The following is a 16,675-nucleotide window of genomic DNA, read 5'->3' on the forward strand; positions in this document are numbered from 1 at the left end:
AAATCCTGTAAAAGATATGAAAAAACGCGGCCTGGCCGCGTTTTTTCTTTGTTGCTGCTGCTTGTGCCGTCGCGATCAACGACGCACCGGGTCAATACGGGTCTGGGTCTTGAGCCGATTGACGATGCTCTTCAGGTTTTCGTTGTCGGCGATCATCTTGCCGTCGCAGAAATAATCCCGGAACAGGGCGCCATCGATACGATTGGCGCCGATATCACGGATCGGCTGCCATTTGTCGCGACGCGAGCGCGACCATTTGCCGTCAGGGTGGCCGAAGGCATAGGTCTTCTTCTCCCAGGTTTCGCAGCGCATGCCTTCGTACATCACGTTCACGGCACCGCCCTCGGTCTTGGTCAGTACCGTGTAGCGCACCACCTTGTCAGTGCCGATGGAGACCGAGTTGAGGTCCACGTACGCCTTCATGGTGGCGTTCGGGCTGAGGTAGAACTCGGCCAGGTTCTGCTGTTGCGGTGTGGGCGGCAGCTGTACGGCGATCTCCTGCCAGGGCTTTTCCTCGTCGTCGAATTCCTCGTCGAAGCTCTGTGCCAGGGCACCGGCGCAAACGGCCAGCAGCGAGCAGGCCAGTACCGCCTGGCGCAGGCCACGCAGGGTGATCGGAGGACGTTGTGGTGCGTTCTGCAGGGAAGAGGGCATGGGGCTCACTTGGATTCGGGCGTGGAGGCGCCGTTGAGGGGCTGGGCCTGCGTGGCCGGGCCGGTTTTCTTGTGGGGAGGCAGGGGACGGCCGGGTGGCTCGCCGCGTCGCACGGCATGGCCGGCGCGATTCAGGAAGCGCGACAATTCCTGCAGCGCCTGCTGATAGACCTCGCGCTTGAACTCGATGACCACGTCCAGCGGCACCCAGTAGTCATGCCAGCGCCAGGCATCGAACTCGGGATGCGAGGTGCCGCGCAGGTTGACGTCGCAATCGCGCCCGACCATACGCAGCAGGAACCAGATCTGCTTCTGGCCGCGATAATGGCCGCGCACTTCGCGCTTGATGAAATGGTCGGGGACTTCGTAGCGCAGCCAGTCACGGGTGCGACCGATGATCTTGACGTGCTCGGCCCGCAGGCCGATTTCCTCTTCCAGTTCCCTAAACATCGCCTGTTCGGGGGTCTCGCCGTGCTTGATGCCGCCTTGCGGGAATTGCCAGGAGTGCTCGCGTACGCGCTTGCCCCACCACACCTCGTTATTGGCGTTGAGCAGGATGATGCCGACGTTCGGGCGGAAGCCTTCTCGATCCAGCATGGTGATCCTCAAACTTTCTGCGGCTGGAAGTGCCTTTCGGGCAGGCTCATGCGACTGCGGGCGCGCCGATGGAAATCGGTGCGCCAGGCGGGTCAGGAGCAATCACATCGATGCACGGATGTCATTGAAACTAGGAGCAAATCTGCAAAGAAAGGGCGCATCAGCCAGCTAATCCTTTAAAATTAGAACGATTATAACCCTCCTCTTTTTAAAAAGAACCGACCGTCATGCGCGCCTCACGTTTTTTTATTTCCACCCTGAAAGAAGCCCCTTCCGACGCTGAAATCGTCAGCCACAAGCTGATGATGCGGGCCGGGATGATCAAGCGTCTGGGTGCCGGCATCTATACCTACATGCCGATGGGGTTGCGCGTGATCCGCAAGGTCGAAGCCATCGTGCGCGAGGAAATGAACCGTGCCGGCGCCGTCGAGCTGTTGATGCCGGTGGTGCAGCCGGCCGAGCTGTGGCAGGAGACCGGGCGCTGGAACAAGATGGGCGCCGAGCTCATGCGCGTGAAGGATCGCCATGGTCGCGATTTCGCCATCCAGCCGACCTCCGAGGAAGTGGTCACCGACGTGGCGCGCTCCGAACTGCGCAGCTACAAGCAGCTGCCGGTGAACTTCTATCACATCCAGACCAAGTTCCGCGACGAGCGTCGCCCGCGCTTCGGCCTGATGCGCGGGCGCGAATTCACGATGAAGGATGCCTATTCCTTCGACCGCGACATCGACGGTCTGAAGAAGTCCTACCAGGCCATGTATGACGCCTACGTGCGCATCTTCACCCGTTTCGGACTGCAGTTCCGCGCGGTGGCGGCCGACAACGGTGCCATCGGCGGTTCCGGTTCGCATGAGTTCCACGTGATCGCCGCCACCGGCGAAGATGCACTGGTCTATTGCCCCACCTCGGATTACGCCGCCAACATGGAAGCGGCCGAAGCCCTGCCGGTGGACAGCGCCCGTGGCGCCGCTACCCAGGCGCTGGAAAAGACCGCCACGCCCGGCAAGTCCAAGTGCGAGGCGGTGGCCGAGTTGCTGGGCCTGCCGCTGGCGCGCACCGTCAAGTCCATCGTCCTGGCCGTGGACAACGATGATCCTGCCAAGAAGGAAATCTGGCTGCTGCTGCTGCGTGGCGACCACGAGCTCAACGAAGTGAAGGCCAGCAAGATCCCTGGTCTGGCCACCTATCGTTTCGCCAACGAAGCCGAGATCGTCGAATGGTTCGGCACGCCCCCAGGCTATCTGGGCCCGATCGGTACCAAGAAGCCGGTCAAGGTTGTGGCCGACCGTACCGTCGCCAACATGGCCGACTTCGTCTGCGGCGCTAACGAGGCTGATTTCCACTACACCGGCGCCAACTGGGGCCGTGACTTGCCCGAACCGGTGGTGGCCGATATCCGCAACGTGGTCGAAGGCGACGCCTCGCCGGATGGCCAGGGTGTGCTGGCGATCCAGCGCGGCATCGAAGTGGGCCACGTGTTCCAGCTGGGTACGACCTATTCCGAGGCGATGAAGGCGACCTATCTGGATGAGGCCGGCAAGCCGCAACCGCTGGTGATGGGTTGCTACGGCATCGGCGTGACCCGCATCCTGGGCGCGGCCATCGAACAGAATTTCGACGAGCGTGGCATCATCTGGCCGACTTCGATTGCACCGTTCGAGGTCGTGCTCTGCCCGATGGGTTATGACCGCAGCGAAGCCGTCAAGACCGAGATCGACAAGCTGTATGCGCAATTGACCGAGGCAGGCGTGGATGTGGTGCTGGATGATCGTGGCGAACGCCCCGGCGCGATGTTCGCCGACTGGGAACTGATCGGCGTGCCACATCGTATCGTCGTCGGTGATCGTGGCCTCAAGGATGGCAACATCGAATACCAGGGCCGTCGCGACAGCGAAGCCACCCAGGTCCCGCTGGCTGAGGCGCTGGCCTTCATCCAGGGCAAGCTGGCAGCTTGAGCCACCCTGGTGCTGCGGTGACGCAGTAATGAAAAAGGCGGACGCCACGGCGTCCGCCTTTGTTTTGGTCGCAGCTGGAGCAGCTGTGCCGTCTTACTTCGCCGGAACGATGGTCACCGTTTCGCGCAGGATCCCGCCGTCGGCAACGCTACCTTCGGTACGCCCCTGGCCATTGACGCGCTTTTCGCAATCGATGCGATCGGATTGCGGCAGGCCTTCGCAGCGGCGCAGCGCGTTTTCCTTCAGCTGGCTCGCGCCCGGATCGGTCAACGTGCCGCGCGCGGCCGCCTGTTGCGCGGCGCCTGCTTCACGCAGGCAGGTCGCACGGTCTTCGGTGGAGCTACCGTTCTTGCAGGCAGCGATCTGTTGCTGGTACTCCGTATTGCCTGCCTTGCCGGCAGCCAATACATGCGAGGCGCCGCCCAGGGCGGCCAGGCCGATCACGAGCGCGCTGGCCGAGCGCAGGACCTGGTGACGCAGGCTGTGGGTGTGGTTTGGCATGGTCATTTCCTTTCTCTTGGTAATGAGCTTCCAAGCTCATCAGTGGATGGCATATTGATAGACCCGGCGTTGCTTGTTCAGTTCTGCGGGATGGGAGGTGAGAGTGAGCAAGAGGTCAGCAAGAGCTCCTTGCCACGCGCACCAGTGCAGAACATGCATCCTATGGGATCGCTACGGTGACTGCCATCAGAAAAGCCCGCCAACGGGCGTCGGAAAAGCGGAAGCGTTGAGATTGTCCGAAGCGGATCGCTGTCTGCCAAGCCTGCCTGCGACCGCGCTGCGTGGAAGTGGGCCGTTCTGAAACATCCAGAAACAAAAACGCCCGCATGATTTCTGCGGGCGTTTTTGTTTGCAAGTCGCTTGCAAACCGCGGGCGTCGATCAGCTCAGGTGAGCCGAGATCAGCTTGGTCATTTCGAACATCGTGACTTGCTTCTTGCCACCGAAGATCGCCTTGAGCTTGTCATCAGCATCGATGTTGCGCTTGTTCTCGGCGTTCTGCAGCTTGTTCTTCTTGATGTATTCCCACACCTTCTTGGTCACTTCGGTGCGCGGCAGCGGCTTGGCGCCGACCACTTCGCCCAGTGCTGCCGACGGCGTCAGCGGCTTCATGAAGGCGGCGTTGGGAGTACGTTTTGCAGCGGGCTTCTTGGCGGCGGGCTTGGCAGCCGGTTTTGCTGCGGCTTTCTTGGGGGCTGCCTTGGGTGCGGCTTTCGGAGCTGCCTTGGCCGCCGGCTTGGCTGCGGGCTTGGCCGCTGCCTTTGGCGCTGCCTTCGGTGCTGCGGCTTTCGCGGCAGGCTTAGCTGCCGGTTTTGCTGCCGGCTTGGCGGCGGGTTTTGCTGCTGGCTTCTTTACTGCGGCTGCTGCTTTTTTTGCTGTGGCCATCTGAAAGACTCCTCACAAGAATGAGATGAATGCGTCAATTTACGCACCGCTAATAGTGGTGCTCTTTGCACGGCCATGCAAGTATTTTTTGGCAGATTTCCGGATGAAATAACCAGGAAACAACGAGCCGCCCCGATCCGGCGTCAAGCCGCGCCGGTAAAGGGATCGCGGCGGATGCCGGCGGGTCGTGGAAGGACCCCTCGCGTGCGGTTTGCGAGGCCGCCCGGAAGATGAAAAAAGGACATGACCGCAGCCGCGCGCGAGGGCATCTGCCAGTGATCCGGAGAGGGGGGAAATGCGGGGGGAGGAATACAGCGGGGGAGGGGCAGGGCAGCGGGAAAAGGCAGCAGGAAGATCGTGCGGAAAATGCCTGGTGCCAGCCGCAAAGCCAGCACCAGCAAGGGATTCCGGTGATCCGGTCAGCGCATGCCGCCAGGCAGCATGCCCTTCATGCCGCGCATCATCTTCATCATGCCGCCACCCTTGAGCTTCTTCATCATCGATTGCATCTGCTCGAACTGCGACAGCATGCGATTGACTTCCTGCACCTGTACGCCGGCGCCGGCGGCGATGCGGCGCTTGCGGGTAGCCTTGATCAGTTCCGGCTTGGCGCGCTCCTGCGGGGTCATGGAATTGATGATGCCTTCCATGCGACGCACCTGCTTCTCGGCCTGGTCCATGTTGGCGTTGCCGGCTGCGGCCTGCATCTGCGCCGGCAGCTTGTCCAGCAGGCTGGTGAGTCCGCCCATCTTCTTCATCTGCGACAGCTGGGCCTTGAAGTCATTGAGGTCGAACTTGCCGCCGCCCTTGATCTTGTTGGCCAGGCCTTCGGCGGCTGCCATGTCCACGCCCTTGCGGGCTTCCTCGACCAGGGCCAGGATGTCGCCCATGCCCAGGATGCGGTTGGCCATGCGCGAGGGGTCGAAGGCTTCCAGACCGTCCAGCTTTTCGGCCACACCGGCAAACTTGATGGGCTTGCCGGTGATGTGACGCACCGACAGCGCCGCACCACCGCGCGAATCACCATCCAGCTTGGTGAGCACCACGCCGGTCAGCGGCAGGGCGTCGCTGAAGGCCTTGGCGGTGTTGATGGCGTCCTGGCCCAGCATGGCGTCGACCACGAACAGGGTTTCGATGGGCTTGATGGCGGCGTGCACGGCGCGGATTTCGTCCATCATGGCCTGGTCGATACCCAGACGGCCGGCGGTGTCGACGATCAGCACTTCGTGGTGATGCTTCTTGGCGTAGTCCAGCGCCGCCAGGGCGATATCGACCGGCTTGTCGGTCGCCTGGCTGGGGAAGAAGTCGGCGCCGGCCTGGCCGGTCACCGTCTGCAGCTGGCCGATGGCGGCCGGGCGATAGACGTCGGCCGATACCGTCAGCACCTTCTTCTTGGTGGTTTCGCGCAGGTATTTGGCCAGCTTGCCGACGGTGGTGGTTTTACCGGCACCCTGCAGGCCTGCCATCAGGATGATCGCCGGCGGCTGCGTGGCGAAGTTCAGTTGCGAGGCTTCCGGGCCCAGATCGGCGCCCATCAGGCTGGCCAGTTCTCGCTGTACCACGCCCACCAGGGCCTGGCCGGGAGTCAGCGAGCGGATGACTTCCTCGCCCAGGGCTTTTTCCTTGACCTTGGCGATGAATTCGCGCACCGCCGGCAGGGCCACGTCGGCCTCCAGCAGGGCCAGGCGCACTTCGCGCAGCATCTCGGCGGTATTGGATTCGGTCAGTCGCGCCTCGCCGCGCATGGTTTTGACGACTTTGGCGAGGCGTTGGGTCAGGTTGTCTAGCATGGTGATATCTGCAAATGAGTGGATGGCCGCGGGCCAGGACTTGAGCGGCAAGGTGGCGCCGCAGGCGACGGGCAATCCTGCATTTTAACCGAAGAGCCCTGCCGCGCCCGCGTCGGCAAGCCGGCCTGCAGGCCCAGATGGGGCTGCTACGTAAAATTAACAGCTTGTACAGGCCGTCCTCTTTGTGTATACATGGGCGCTGAATTTCCGAGCGCAAATAATAATCAAGGCCAGCCGCCATGCAGCGGCGGCCAACGCCATCGAGACAGCCGGTCCGGCATCGCCGCCGCCGGCCCGCCACATCAAGAACGATATACACAAGAGGAGAGAGGAAATGCACAAGAAACTGATCGCCCTGGCCCTGCTGGCAAGCGCCGGCTTTGCGACCGCCAGCCATGCCGCAGACGATGTGATCCGCCTGGGCAACCTGAAGTTCGCCCATTATGGTGCGGTGTCCTACATCAAGGAGATCGCGCCCAAGTGCGGCATCAAGGTCGATGAAAAGGTCTTTGCCAAGGGTCCCGACGTGATGCAGGGCATCCTGGCCGGCGAGCTCGACGTGGGTACCACTGCCTCGGAAGCTGCCATCTCGGGCCGCGCCAACGGCGCACCGATCTATGTGGTGGCCGGCTTCGCCAAGGGCGGTGCGCGTCTGGTGGCGGGCAAGGACTCGGGCATCAAGTCGGTCAAGGACCTGAAGGGCAAGAAGGTCGGTGTGACCCGCGGTGGCATCCATGAAGTGCTGCTGGATGCCGAGCTGGGCCAGAACGGCCTCACGCCCAAGGATGTGACCATCGTCTACCTGGCCTTCGCCGACCTCAACCAAGCCCTGCTTGGCAAGAACATCGACGCCATGATGCAGAGCGAACCGCAATCCTCGCAGGCCATCAACAAGGGTTTCGGCGTGGAAGTGATGAAGCCCTACGACACCCCGATCGGCGAACCCTACCGCACCATGGTGATGACCGAGAAGTTCTACACCGAGAAGCGCCCGCTGGCCGAGAAGTTCATGCGCTGCTTCCTGGAGGCGACCAAGACCTTCATCGACAAGCCTGAAGTGGCCGAGAAGTACGTGCGTGAAGTGATCTTCAAGAACCAGATCAGCAAGGAAGACTTCTACGACGCCATCGGCAATTCGCCCTACGCCTACGACATCACCGTCGAGCACATCCAGGTCACCACCGACACCATGGCCAAGTACGGTACCGGCAAGATGGCCAAGCCGCCCGTGGCCAAGGATTGGGTGAAGACCGATCTGCTGGAGCAGGCCAAGAAGAGCATGAACCTCAAGTAAGAAGGGGAATCCTGCATGGCAAAGAACAAGAATGGCAGCTTCCTCCAGGGGTTGCTGGTGCCGCTGGTGGTGATCGCCCTGTGGGAGGGGGCCTCCCGCGCCGGCTGGATCAACCCGCAGATCCTGCCCTCGCCCTGGGCGGTGCTCAAGAAGTGGGGCGAATACGCCTCGCCGCTGAAGCCCTATGACCCCGAGGCCGGCAGCTGGCTGGCCTGGGTGTTCTCGGGTGAACTGGTGATGGACGCCATCGGCAGTCTCTATCGCGTGGTGGCAGGCTTCCTGATCGGCGCCGGCCTGGCCTTGCCGCTGGGCCTGCTGATGGGGTCGAGCCAGCGCATCTATGGCCTCATGAACCTGACGGTCCAGGTGATCCGCCCGATTCCGCCGATTGCCTATATCCCGCTGGCCATCCTGTGGTTCGGGCTGGGCAATCCGCCGGCGTTGTTCCTGATCTCGCTGGGGGCCTTCTTCCCGGTGCTGATGAACACCATCGCCGGGGTGCGCCAGGTTGACAGCATCTACCTGCGTGCAGCCCGCAACCTGGGCGCCAGCCAGTCCACGCTGTTCCTGCGGGTGATGTTGCCGGCAGCCGTGCCCTACATCCTCTCGGGGGTGCGTATCGGTATCGGCACGGCCTTCATCGTGGTGATCGTGGCCGAGATGATCGCCGTCAGCAATGGCCTGGGTTTCCGCATCATGGAAGCGCGTGAGTATTTCTGGTCGGACAAGATCATCGCCGGCATGATCACCATCGGCCTGCTGGGCCTGGCCATCGACCTGGGCATGAGCCGCCTCAACAATTACATGCTGCGCTGGCATCGCGGGCTGGAGAACTGACATGAACCAAGCCAATTCTTCGCCCCGCATCCGCGTGCAGGGCGTGCACAAGGTCTTCAAGACCGATGACCGCGAAGTCGTCGCCTTGAAGGATATCAACCTGGACATTCCCGACGGTCAGTTCGTCTGCCTGCTGGGACCCTCCGGCTGCGGCAAGTCTACCTTGCTCAATGCCATCGCCGGCTTCGCCCTGCCGTCCACCGGGGAAATCCTCACCGATGGCAAGGTGGTCAGCGAGCCGGGGCCGGATCGTGGCATGGTGTTCCAGGAATATGCGCTCTTCCCCTGGATGACGGTGGAGCAGAACGTCGCCTTCGGTCTGCAGATCAAGGGAACGCCCAAGGCCGAGATCGTCCAGCGCGTGACCCAGTTGCTGGACAAGCTGGGCCTGATCGACTTCCGCACCCGTTTCCCCAAGGACCTGTCGGGCGGCATGCGCCAGCGGGTGGCGATTGCCCGGGTGCTGGCGCTGGATTCGCCCATCATGCTCATGGATGAGCCCTTCGGTGCCCTGGATGCGCTGACCCGTCGCAACCTGCAGGACGAATTGCTGCGGATCTGGGACGAGTTCAAGAAGACCATCGTCTTCGTCACCCACAGCATCGAGGAAGCGATCTACCTGGCCGACCGCATCGTGGTCATGACCTACCGTCCCGGTACGGTCAAGCGTGACATGCTGGTGAACCTGCCGCGGCTGCGCGATCCGGCCGATCCCGACTTCAATGCCTTGAAGCGTGAACTGGGCCAGTTGGTGATGGAAGAGCAGCAGCGCCATCACAATGCCGAGATGAAGGCTGCGGCCGTCGATTGAGGGTCGAGGTACTCCTCTGGACACGGCAGGCCAGTCCTGCCGTGTCGCATTTGCGGGGACCATCCGCACGGTTTGTCTGACCAGGCGCAACCGGGTCGTCGGCCGAGATAGTGTAAACTTGGGCGATGCAAACTTATTTTTTCATCCTGGCTGCGCTGCTCTACCTGGCATGCGCCTTCATGCCCTCGCAGCGGCGCATGCCGATCTCGCTGGGCATCGTGGTTGGCTGGATGCTGCATGGTGGGGCGCTGCTGTCGGACATGTTCGCGCCCGACGCCGTGCGGGTGGGGTTTGCGGTCATGCTCTCTTCCACGCTGTGGATTTCGGTGGCCGCCTACTGGCTGGAAAATCGCAATTTCTCGCTCGACAGCATGCGCGTGCTGGTGCTGCCCGTGGCGGCACTGTCGGTGATCCTGCCCAGCGTCTTCCCCGGCAACCTGGTGGCGCTGGCCGGCAAGTCGGACTGGTTCCTGGCGCATATCGCCATCTCCATCCTGGCCTACAGCACGCTGACCATTGCTGCCTTCCATGCGGTGCTGATGGTATTGCAGGAGTCGCGCCTGCATACCCGTCCCGGGCCGACTGCCCAGGCCAGCTGGTTCGGCCTGGCGCTGGACCGGCTGCCGGCGCTGCTGACCATGGAAAAATTGCTGTTCCGCCTGATTGCCTTCGGTTTCGCGTTGCTGACGCTGACCGTGCTATCGGGCGTCGTCTTTTCCGAGCAGTTGTTCGGGACGCCATTCCGGTGGGACCACAAGACGGTCTTCACCATGCTGTCCTGGCTGCTGTTCGGCCTGCTCCTGGCCGGCCGTCGCTGGCAGGGATGGCGGGGGCGGACTGCGCTCAGCTTCACGCTGGCCGGCTTCGCCATCCTTTTATTGGCTTATGTGGGCAGCCGGTTCGTGCTTGAAGTCGTGCTGCATCGGGTACTGACATGAAATATCTGATCTGGCTGGTCGTGTTGCTGGCCGTGGTGGTGTGGTTCCAGCGCGCCAAGAAATCCATGCTGGCCGGCAATGACGCGGCCGGCGAGGGCGAGGCGGGTGCCGAACCCGGCATGCCGCGCCCCAAGCCCTCGCGTTTCCGGCGTCGCACCGACAGCAACGTCGAGACCATGGTCCAATGTGCCCATTGCGGCATCCATTTCCCCGCCTCGGAAGCGGTGGTGCATGCCTCGGGCGCCTATTACTGCTCGGAAGAGCATCGCCGCCTGGCCTCCTTCTGAGCCATGAGCGTACCCATCACCGAGGCCGATACCTGGAGTACATGGGATATCGACGACGAGGGCTGGTGCCGACAAGCCCGCCGCGAGCCCTCGCCCAACTGCGATGAGCGGCCGGCGGGCGTGGTGACGGACCTGCTGGTGATCCACAACATCAGCCTGCCGCCCGGTCAGTTCGGTGGCCCTTATATAGCAGACCTGTTCTGCAACCGTCTCGACTTCGAAGCCCATCCCTATTTCGACCAGTTGCGGCCGTTGCGGGTCTCGGCGCATTTCCTGATCCGCCGCGACGGCGAGGTCGTGCAGTTCGTCCCCGCTCACCGCCGAGCCTGGCATGCCGGGGTGTCGGTCTTCGATGGCCGTGAGCGCTGCAATGACTTTTCCATCGGCATCGAGCTGGAAGGGACCGACTTCGCACCCTTTGCCGAGGCCCAGTATCCGGTCCTGGCGAAGCTGTCCCAGGCCCTGGCCACCCGCTATGGACTCACCTCTGTCGCCGGTCACGAACACATCGCGCCGGTGCGCAAGACCGATCCCGGTCCCTGTTTCGACTGGGACCGCTATCGGGAGGAAATGATGAAAATCATTAACGGGGCGCAATTGCGCTTCCCTCTTGGGCTACACAAAAGTCAAGCTTCCACGGACGAAAAATTCTAGAAATAGCGGTTGCATCATCAAAGTGGCGCCACTAGAATTAGTCCCAATCGATGTTTTGATACTAGATGTAGTGTTCTGGTGAACTTATTTTTGTACAAGGGTCTTCATCCACAGATGGCCCGTTTCGGCAGTGCTTCAGAAGGTGAAAGACCCACGAGGCAGTAACCAAGTACGACAACGCCCGCGGTTCATCCTTCTTTTATTTCCGTCGTTCCACTCATCAGGTTCAAGCAGTTTTTGCGTCAGCATGAATGTCCACGCAAGGGATAGTCATTGTGCGGCGCTTCCGTCGTTTTCCAATCCCTGCAGCCGGGATTGAATTGTTTAGTTATTAGCAACGCAGGCGATCACCCCGCTCGTCTGCTCCATGTATCCAGGAGGCTAAGTGCGCTCAACCCAAGAAATTTCCGTCAAATCGCCTGCCCCGTTTGGCGTGTCCGCCGAGCTGGAAGGCTCCGCTGAAGGCCAGACCGTCGTATCCCAGTCCGCTGGTCTGGGCGAATACCGCATCATCCGCCGCAACGGCGCCGTGGTCGGTTTCGAGCCCTCCAAGATTTCCATCGCCGTGACCAAGGCCTTCCTGGCCGTCAACGGTGGCCAGGGCGCGGCCTCGGCGCGCGTGCGCGAGATGGTCGAGCAACTGACCGCCAACGTGGTGTCGGCGCTGGTGCGTCGCCAGCCCGCCGGCGGCACTTTCCATATCGAAGACATCCAGGACCAGGTCGAGCTGGCCCTGATGCGCTCGGGCGAGCATGACGTGGCCCGCGCCTACGTGCTGTACCGTGCCAAGCGCATGGAAGAGCGCGCCCAGCAGGGTGCCGCCAACAAGACCGAAGTGGTCGCCCCGCAACTGCACGTGACCGAAGATGGCCAGAGCCGCCCGCTGGAGATCGCCGAAGTGCGTGCCCTGATCGACGCCGCCTGCGTCGGCCTGGACGGTCATGTCGATGCGGATGCCATCCTCGCCGAGACCGTCAAGAACCTGTACGACGGCGTGCCCGTCGAAGAGCTGTACAAGTCCGCCATCCTGGCTGCCCGCGCGCTGATGGAAAAGGACCCGGCCTACAGCCAGGTGACTTCGCGTCTGCTGATGCATACCATCCGCAAGGAAGTCTTCGGCAAGGAAGTGGCGCAAGCCGATGCACCGGCCGAGTACCTGGAATACTTCCCGCAATACGTCAAGAAGGGTATCGACGCCGAGCTGCTCGACACCAAGCTGGCCCAGTTCGACCTGGCCAAGCTGGCTGCTGCCATCAAGCCCGAGCGCGACCTGCAGTTCGGCTACATCGGCCTGCAGACCCTGTATGACCGCTACTTCCTGCACATCAGCGGTACCCGCATCGAAATGCCGCAGGCCTTCTACATGCGTGTGGCCATGGGCCTGGCGCTCAACGAGATCGATCGCGAAGCCCGCGCCATCGAGTTCTACGACCTGCTGTCGTCCTTCGACTTCATGAGCTCGACCCCGACCCTGTTCAACTCGGGTACCCTGCGCTCGCAGCTGTCCTCATGCTACCTGACCACTGTGGCCGACGACCTGGACGGCATCTACGAAGCCATCAAGGAAAACGCCCTGCTGGCCAAGTTCGCCGGTGGCCTGGGCAATGACTGGACCCCGGTGCGCGCCCTGGGCGCCCACATCAAGGGCACCAACGGCAAGTCGCAAGGCGTGGTCCCCTTCCTGAAGGTGGTCAACGACACCGCCGTGGCGGTCAACCAGGGCGGCAAGCGCAAGGGTGCAGTCTGCGCCTACCTGGAAACCTGGCACATGGACATCGAGGAATTCCTCGAACTGCGCAAGAACACCGGCGACGACCGCCGCCGCACTCACGACATGAACACCGCGAACTGGATTCCCGACCTGTTCATGAAGCGCGTGATGGAAAAGGGCGAGTGGACCCTGTTTTCGCCCTCCGACACCCCGGACCTGCACGACAAGTTCGGCCGTGCCTTCGAAGAAGCCTACACCGGCTATGAAGCCAAGGCCGCCCGCGGCGAGCTCAAGCTCTTCAAGAAGGTCCAGGCCAACGACCTGTGGCGCAAGATGCTGTCGATGCTCTTCGAGACCGGCCACCCCTGGATCACCTTCAAGGATCCCTGCAACATCCGTTCGCCCCAGCAACACGTGGGCGTGGTCCACAGCTCCAACCTGTGCACCGAGATCACCCTGAACACCAACGACAGCGAAATCGCGGTCTGCAACCTGGGTTCGGTGAACCTGCCGGCGCACCTGGTCAATGGCGAGCTGGACCATGCCAAGCTGCAAAAGACCATCCGCACCGCCATGCGCATGCTGGACAACGTCATCGACATCAACTACTACGCCGTCAAGAAGGCCCGTGACTCGAACCTGCGTCACCGTCCGGTGGGCATGGGCATCATGGGCTTCCAGGACTGCCTGCACATCAAGCGCGTGCCGTACGCCTCGATGGACGCTGTCGAGTTCGCCGACCGCTCCATGGAAGCTGTCTGCTACTACGCCTACATGGCCTCCACCGAACTGGCTGAAGAGCGCGGCCGTTACGCCTCCTACCGCGGTTCGCTGTGGGATCGCGGCATCCTGCCCCAGGACTCCCTGAAGCTGCTGGCGCAAGAGCGCGGCGGCTACCTGGAAACCGACACCACCGAGACCCTGGACTGGGCTGCCCTGCGTGCGCGCATCGCCGAACACGGCATGCGCAACTCCAACTGCGTGGCCATTGCGCCGACGGCGACCATCTCCAACATCATCGGCGTGTCGGCCTGCATCGAGCCGACCTACCAGAACCTGTACGTGAAGTCGAACCTGTCGGGCGAATTCACCGAAATCAACGAGTACCTGGTACGTGACCTGAAGGCCCGTGGCCTGTGGGACGAAGTGATGGTCGCCGACCTCAAGTATTTCGACGGCAGCCTGGCCAAGATCGACCGCATCCCGCAAGACCTGCGTGACATCTACGCCACCGCCTTCGAAGTGGATCCGTCCTGGCTGGTGGAAGCCGCTTCGCGTCGCCAGAAGTGGATCGACCAAGCCCAGTCGCTGAACATCTACATGGCCGGTGCCTCCGGCAAGCGTCTGGACGAGACCTACAAGCTGGCCTGGCTGCGCGGTCTGAAGACCACCTACTACCTGCGCACCATCGGTGCCACCCACACCGAGAAGTCCACTTCCCGCGCGGGTGCATTGAACGCCGTGGCAGTCGACGGTGGCGCCGGCAGCATGGCTTCGGCCTCGGGCAATGCGGTTCCGGCCGCCCCCATCGCCTCGGCAGCCAGCGCTTCGGCGGCCTACGTGATGCCGACTCCGGGCGCTTCCATCGAAGCCGACGGTCCGGTCTGCACCATGCGTCCGGGCGACGCCGGCTTCGAAGAGTGCGAGGCCTGCCAGTAAGCAACCCGGGTGGGGGCCGGGATGGCCTGCCGATGAGGATGATCAAGGTCGTCCGAGATGCCGGCAGCTACACTGTCCCCCAGCCCCACCCAACCTAGTCGGCGCATCGCGGTGAACTTCACCGGATGCGCCGTTGTCACCTGATAGATACCCGGAACTCCGCCGAGCCAGTGTCACCGGCCGGCAGCTTCCGACACAGTAAAGAGGAACCACAGATGCTTTCTTGGGATGATGAAGCCAAGCCGACCCAGGCGCCGCGCACTCCGAACATGGCGCAGCCGCAGTTGCAACCTGCCTTCGGCAACGTGCAGCAGTCCAATGCTGCGCTGAACCCGGCGCTCATGGCCGGCAAGGCCGACGCGGTCGATACCACCCGTCGCGTCAACGCTGCCGACAAGCGCATCATCAACGGCCACACCGACGTGAACCAGCTGGTCCCCTTCAAGTACAAGTGGGCCTGGGACAAATACCTGGCCGGCTGCGCCAACCACTGGATGCCGCAGGAAATCAACATGCAGCGCGACATCGAGCTGTGGAAGAATCCGAACGGCCTGACCGAGGACGAGCGTCGTCTGGTCAAGCGCAACCTGGGCTTCTTCGTCACCGCCGACTCGCTGGCCGCCAACAACATCGTGCTGGGCACCTATCGCCACATTACCGCACCCGAGTGCCGCCAGTACCTGCTGCGCCAGGCCTTCGAGGAAGCCATCCACACCCACGCCTACCAGTACATCGTCGAGTCGCTGGGCCTGGATGAAGCCGAGATCTTCAATGCCTATCACGAGGTCGCGTCGATCCGCGACAAGGACGAGTTCCTCATCCCCTTCATCGATACGCTGACCGATCCCGAGTTCAAGACCGGCACCATGGAGAATGACCAGAAGCTGCTGAAGTCGCTGATCGTCTTCGCCTGCATCATGGAAGGTCTGTTCTTCTACGTCGGCTTCACGCAGATCCTCGCGCTGGGTCGCCAGAACAAGATGATGGGCGCGGCCGAACAGTACCAGTACATCCTGCGTGACGAATCGATGCACTGCAACTTCGGCATCGACCTGATCAACACCGTGAAGATGGAGAACCCGCACCTGTGGACTCCTGAATTCCGTGAAGAGATCAAATCGTTGTTTTTACGCGCGGTGGAGTTGGAATATCGTTACGCAGAGGATACAATGCCGCGAGGCGTGCTCGGGTTGAACGCCACCATGTTCAAGGGCTACCTGCGATTCATCGCAAACCGCCGCGCACAGCAAATCGGATTGGACCCGCTGTTCGCACAAGAAGAAAATCCGTTCCCGTGGATGAGCGAGATGATTGATCTGAAGAAGGAGCGCAACTTCTTCGAGACCCGAGTCATCGAATACCAAACCGGGGGCGCGCTGAGTTGGGAATGACGTGCAGTCTCGAAGTACTCTTCCGCGAGACAGGATGCACAACGGTGGTCGGGTAGCTTGCAAGATACCCGGCCGCTGAAACTGAAAGGCATACGCCAAATTAATGAACAGTCAGAGACCGAACCATTCTTCTCTGTTATCGCCGCTTAACCCCATCGTGTCGGGTCAGGCGGCTTTTCCTTTGAAAAACGCCGAAGTTTTTCAGGAACGCGATTCCGACGCTAGCGTTTGAACACGCTGGCGTTTTTTTTGGTGTCGCGCCTGCTCCCGTAGTCGACTTCATCCTGCGCCATTGCGCGGGCACTACCGGAGGGGCGTCGCCAAGATAGCTGAAGCGCTGCATAGGTGAGGGGATGCAGCAGTTCAGCTGGTGCCGAATTCATTAGCGCAAGCGACAGGCTGCTTGTGCCGATGAATAACCCGCCCGCGTCATCGCGATGTCGCTTGCGGGTTGCTTATATCAAGCTTGATTTTTTCCATTCACGTGAAGAAGGAGAAACAAAATGGCAACAGCAGCAAAGAAGCCCGCGGCCAAGAAGCCGGCGGCAAAGAAGGCAGCAGCCGCTAAGGAAACCACCAAGAAGGTCGTCGCGGCTACTGCCAAGAAGACCGTAGCGAAGGCCGCCGCCAAGCCGGCAGCTGCCAAGAAGGCAGCCGCTCCGAAGGCAGCAGCGAAGAAGGTTGCAGCTCCGAAGGCCGCCGCCAAGAAGGCA

15 protein-coding genes are annotated in these 16,675 nt (G+C 61.9%); 10 read left to right on the top strand and 5 right to left on the bottom strand.

What is annotated here, in order from left to right; genetic code table 11:
• Positions 1-75: 75 nt before the first annotated feature.
• Together HFRIS_RS19780 and HFRIS_RS19785 are read right to left on the bottom strand one after the other, a co-directional pair.
• The gene (locus HFRIS_RS19780; protein ID WP_006713219.1) at positions 76-654 is read right to left on the bottom strand and encodes a CNP1-like family protein; all 579 of its coding nucleotides are present in this window, start codon (positions 652-654) and stop codon (positions 76-78) included.
• A gap of 5 nt (positions 655-659) precedes the next feature.
• The gene (locus tag HFRIS_RS19785; RefSeq protein WP_006713220.1) at positions 660-1,250 is read right to left on the bottom strand and encodes an RNA pyrophosphohydrolase; all 591 of its coding nucleotides are present in this window, start codon (positions 1,248-1,250) and stop codon (positions 660-662) included.
• A 227-nt stretch (positions 1,251-1,477) separates the two neighbouring features.
• Here HFRIS_RS19785 and HFRIS_RS19790 point away from each other — a divergent pair, with 227 nt between their 5' ends.
• Complete coding sequence (locus HFRIS_RS19790) at positions 1,478-3,205, top strand: proline--tRNA ligase (protein WP_006713221.1); 1,728 nt, start codon at positions 1,478-1,480, stop codon at positions 3,203-3,205.
• 93 nt (positions 3,206-3,298) lie between these two features.
• On the opposite strand, the gene HFRIS_RS19795 is transcribed toward HFRIS_RS19790, so the two are convergent.
• The 3 genes from HFRIS_RS19795 to ffh all read right to left on the bottom strand — a co-directional run bounded on the left by HFRIS_RS19795 (position 3,299) and on the right by ffh (position 6,380).
• Positions 3,299-3,706, bottom strand: coding sequence for a hypothetical protein (locus HFRIS_RS19795; protein WP_006713222.1), 408 nt, complete (start codon positions 3,704-3,706; stop codon positions 3,299-3,301).
• Positions 3,707-4,086: 380 nt separating this feature from the next.
• On the bottom strand, positions 4,087-4,590 hold the full coding sequence (locus tag HFRIS_RS25000) for an SWIB/MDM2 domain-containing protein (RefSeq protein ID WP_077235781.1): 504 nt from the start codon (positions 4,588-4,590) through the stop codon (positions 4,087-4,089).
• Positions 4,591-5,009: 419 nt separating this feature from the next.
• Positions 5,010-6,380, bottom strand: a complete 1,371-nt coding sequence (ffh, locus tag HFRIS_RS19810; protein WP_006713226.1) for a signal recognition particle protein — start codon at positions 6,378-6,380, stop codon at positions 5,010-5,012.
• A 334-nt stretch (positions 6,381-6,714) separates the two neighbouring features.
• Between ffh and HFRIS_RS19815 the strand changes: the two genes are divergently transcribed.
• The 9 genes from HFRIS_RS19815 to HFRIS_RS25005 all read left to right on the top strand — a co-directional run.
• Positions 6,715-7,674: an ABC transporter substrate-binding protein gene (locus HFRIS_RS19815; protein ID WP_006713228.1), complete on the top strand. Its 960-nt coding sequence runs from the start codon at positions 6,715-6,717 to the stop codon at positions 7,672-7,674.
• Positions 7,675-7,689: 15 nt separating this feature from the next.
• Positions 7,690-8,511 (top strand): ABC transporter permease, encoded by an 822-nt coding sequence (locus tag HFRIS_RS19820; RefSeq protein ID WP_006713230.1) that lies wholly within the window; start codon positions 7,690-7,692, stop codon positions 8,509-8,511.
• A 1-nt stretch (position 8,512) separates the two neighbouring features.
• On the top strand, positions 8,513-9,322 hold the full coding sequence (locus HFRIS_RS19825; protein ID WP_006713231.1) for an ABC transporter ATP-binding protein: 810 nt from the start codon (positions 8,513-8,515) through the stop codon (positions 9,320-9,322).
• A gap of 125 nt (positions 9,323-9,447) precedes the next feature.
• On the top strand, positions 9,448-10,260 hold the full coding sequence (locus HFRIS_RS19830; RefSeq protein ID WP_006713233.1) for a cytochrome C assembly family protein: 813 nt from the start codon (positions 9,448-9,450) through the stop codon (positions 10,258-10,260).
• A complete protein-coding gene (locus tag HFRIS_RS19835) occupies positions 10,257-10,547 on the top strand; it encodes a PP0621 family protein (RefSeq protein ID WP_006713235.1) in 291 nt (96 codons plus the stop codon). The genes HFRIS_RS19830 and HFRIS_RS19835 overlap by 4 nt, the downstream gene beginning before the upstream one ends.
• Positions 10,548-10,550: 3 nt before the next feature.
• Complete coding sequence (ampD, locus tag HFRIS_RS19840; RefSeq protein ID WP_006713236.1) at positions 10,551-11,201, top strand: 1,6-anhydro-N-acetylmuramyl-L-alanine amidase AmpD; 651 nt, start codon at positions 10,551-10,553, stop codon at positions 11,199-11,201.
• A 385-nt stretch (positions 11,202-11,586) separates the two neighbouring features.
• Entirely contained in the window at positions 11,587-14,571 is a 2,985-nt protein-coding gene (locus HFRIS_RS19845; protein WP_006713238.1) for a ribonucleoside-diphosphate reductase subunit alpha, read from the top strand.
• A 215-nt stretch (positions 14,572-14,786) separates the two neighbouring features.
• Entirely contained in the window at positions 14,787-15,962 is a 1,176-nt protein-coding gene (locus HFRIS_RS19850) for a ribonucleotide-diphosphate reductase subunit beta (RefSeq protein WP_006713240.1), read from the top strand.
• A 503-nt stretch (positions 15,963-16,465) separates the two neighbouring features.
• Positions 16,466-16,675: hypothetical protein (locus HFRIS_RS25005; RefSeq protein ID WP_209443031.1), on the top strand; the 210-nt coding region annotated here is incomplete at its 3' end.

This window comes from Herbaspirillum frisingense GSF30 (genome assembly GCF_000300975.2).
Lineage (GTDB): Bacteria > Pseudomonadota > Gammaproteobacteria > Burkholderiales > Burkholderiaceae_D > Herbaspirillum > Herbaspirillum frisingense.

Coding starts and splice junctions, on each gene's coding strand:
- HFRIS_RS19780 (WP_006713219.1), bottom strand. CDS start 654: ATGCCCTCTTCCCTGCAGAACGCACCACAACGTCCTCCGATCACCCTG.
- HFRIS_RS19785 (WP_006713220.1), bottom strand. CDS start 1,250: ATGCTGGATCGAGAAGGCTTCCGCCCGAACGTCGGCATCATCCTGCTC.
- HFRIS_RS19790 (WP_006713221.1), top strand. CDS start 1,478: ATGCGCGCCTCACGTTTTTTTATTTCCACCCTGAAAGAAGCCCCTTCC.
- HFRIS_RS19795 (WP_006713222.1), bottom strand. CDS start 3,706: ATGCCAAACCACACCCACAGCCTGCGTCACCAGGTCCTGCGCTCGGCC.
- HFRIS_RS25000 (WP_077235781.1), bottom strand. CDS start 4,590: ATGGCCACAGCAAAAAAAGCAGCAGCCGCAGTAAAGAAGCCAGCAGCA.
- ffh (WP_006713226.1), bottom strand. CDS start 6,380: ATGCTAGACAACCTGACCCAACGCCTCGCCAAAGTCGTCAAAACCATG.
- HFRIS_RS19815 (WP_006713228.1), top strand. CDS start 6,715: ATGCACAAGAAACTGATCGCCCTGGCCCTGCTGGCAAGCGCCGGCTTT.
- HFRIS_RS19820 (WP_006713230.1), top strand. CDS start 7,690: ATGGCAAAGAACAAGAATGGCAGCTTCCTCCAGGGGTTGCTGGTGCCG.
- HFRIS_RS19825 (WP_006713231.1), top strand. CDS start 8,513: ATGAACCAAGCCAATTCTTCGCCCCGCATCCGCGTGCAGGGCGTGCAC.
- HFRIS_RS19830 (WP_006713233.1), top strand. CDS start 9,448: ATGCAAACTTATTTTTTCATCCTGGCTGCGCTGCTCTACCTGGCATGC.
- HFRIS_RS19835 (WP_006713235.1), top strand. CDS start 10,257: ATGAAATATCTGATCTGGCTGGTCGTGTTGCTGGCCGTGGTGGTGTGG.
- ampD (WP_006713236.1), top strand. CDS start 10,551: ATGAGCGTACCCATCACCGAGGCCGATACCTGGAGTACATGGGATATC.
- HFRIS_RS19850 (WP_006713240.1), top strand. CDS start 14,787: ATGCTTTCTTGGGATGATGAAGCCAAGCCGACCCAGGCGCCGCGCACT.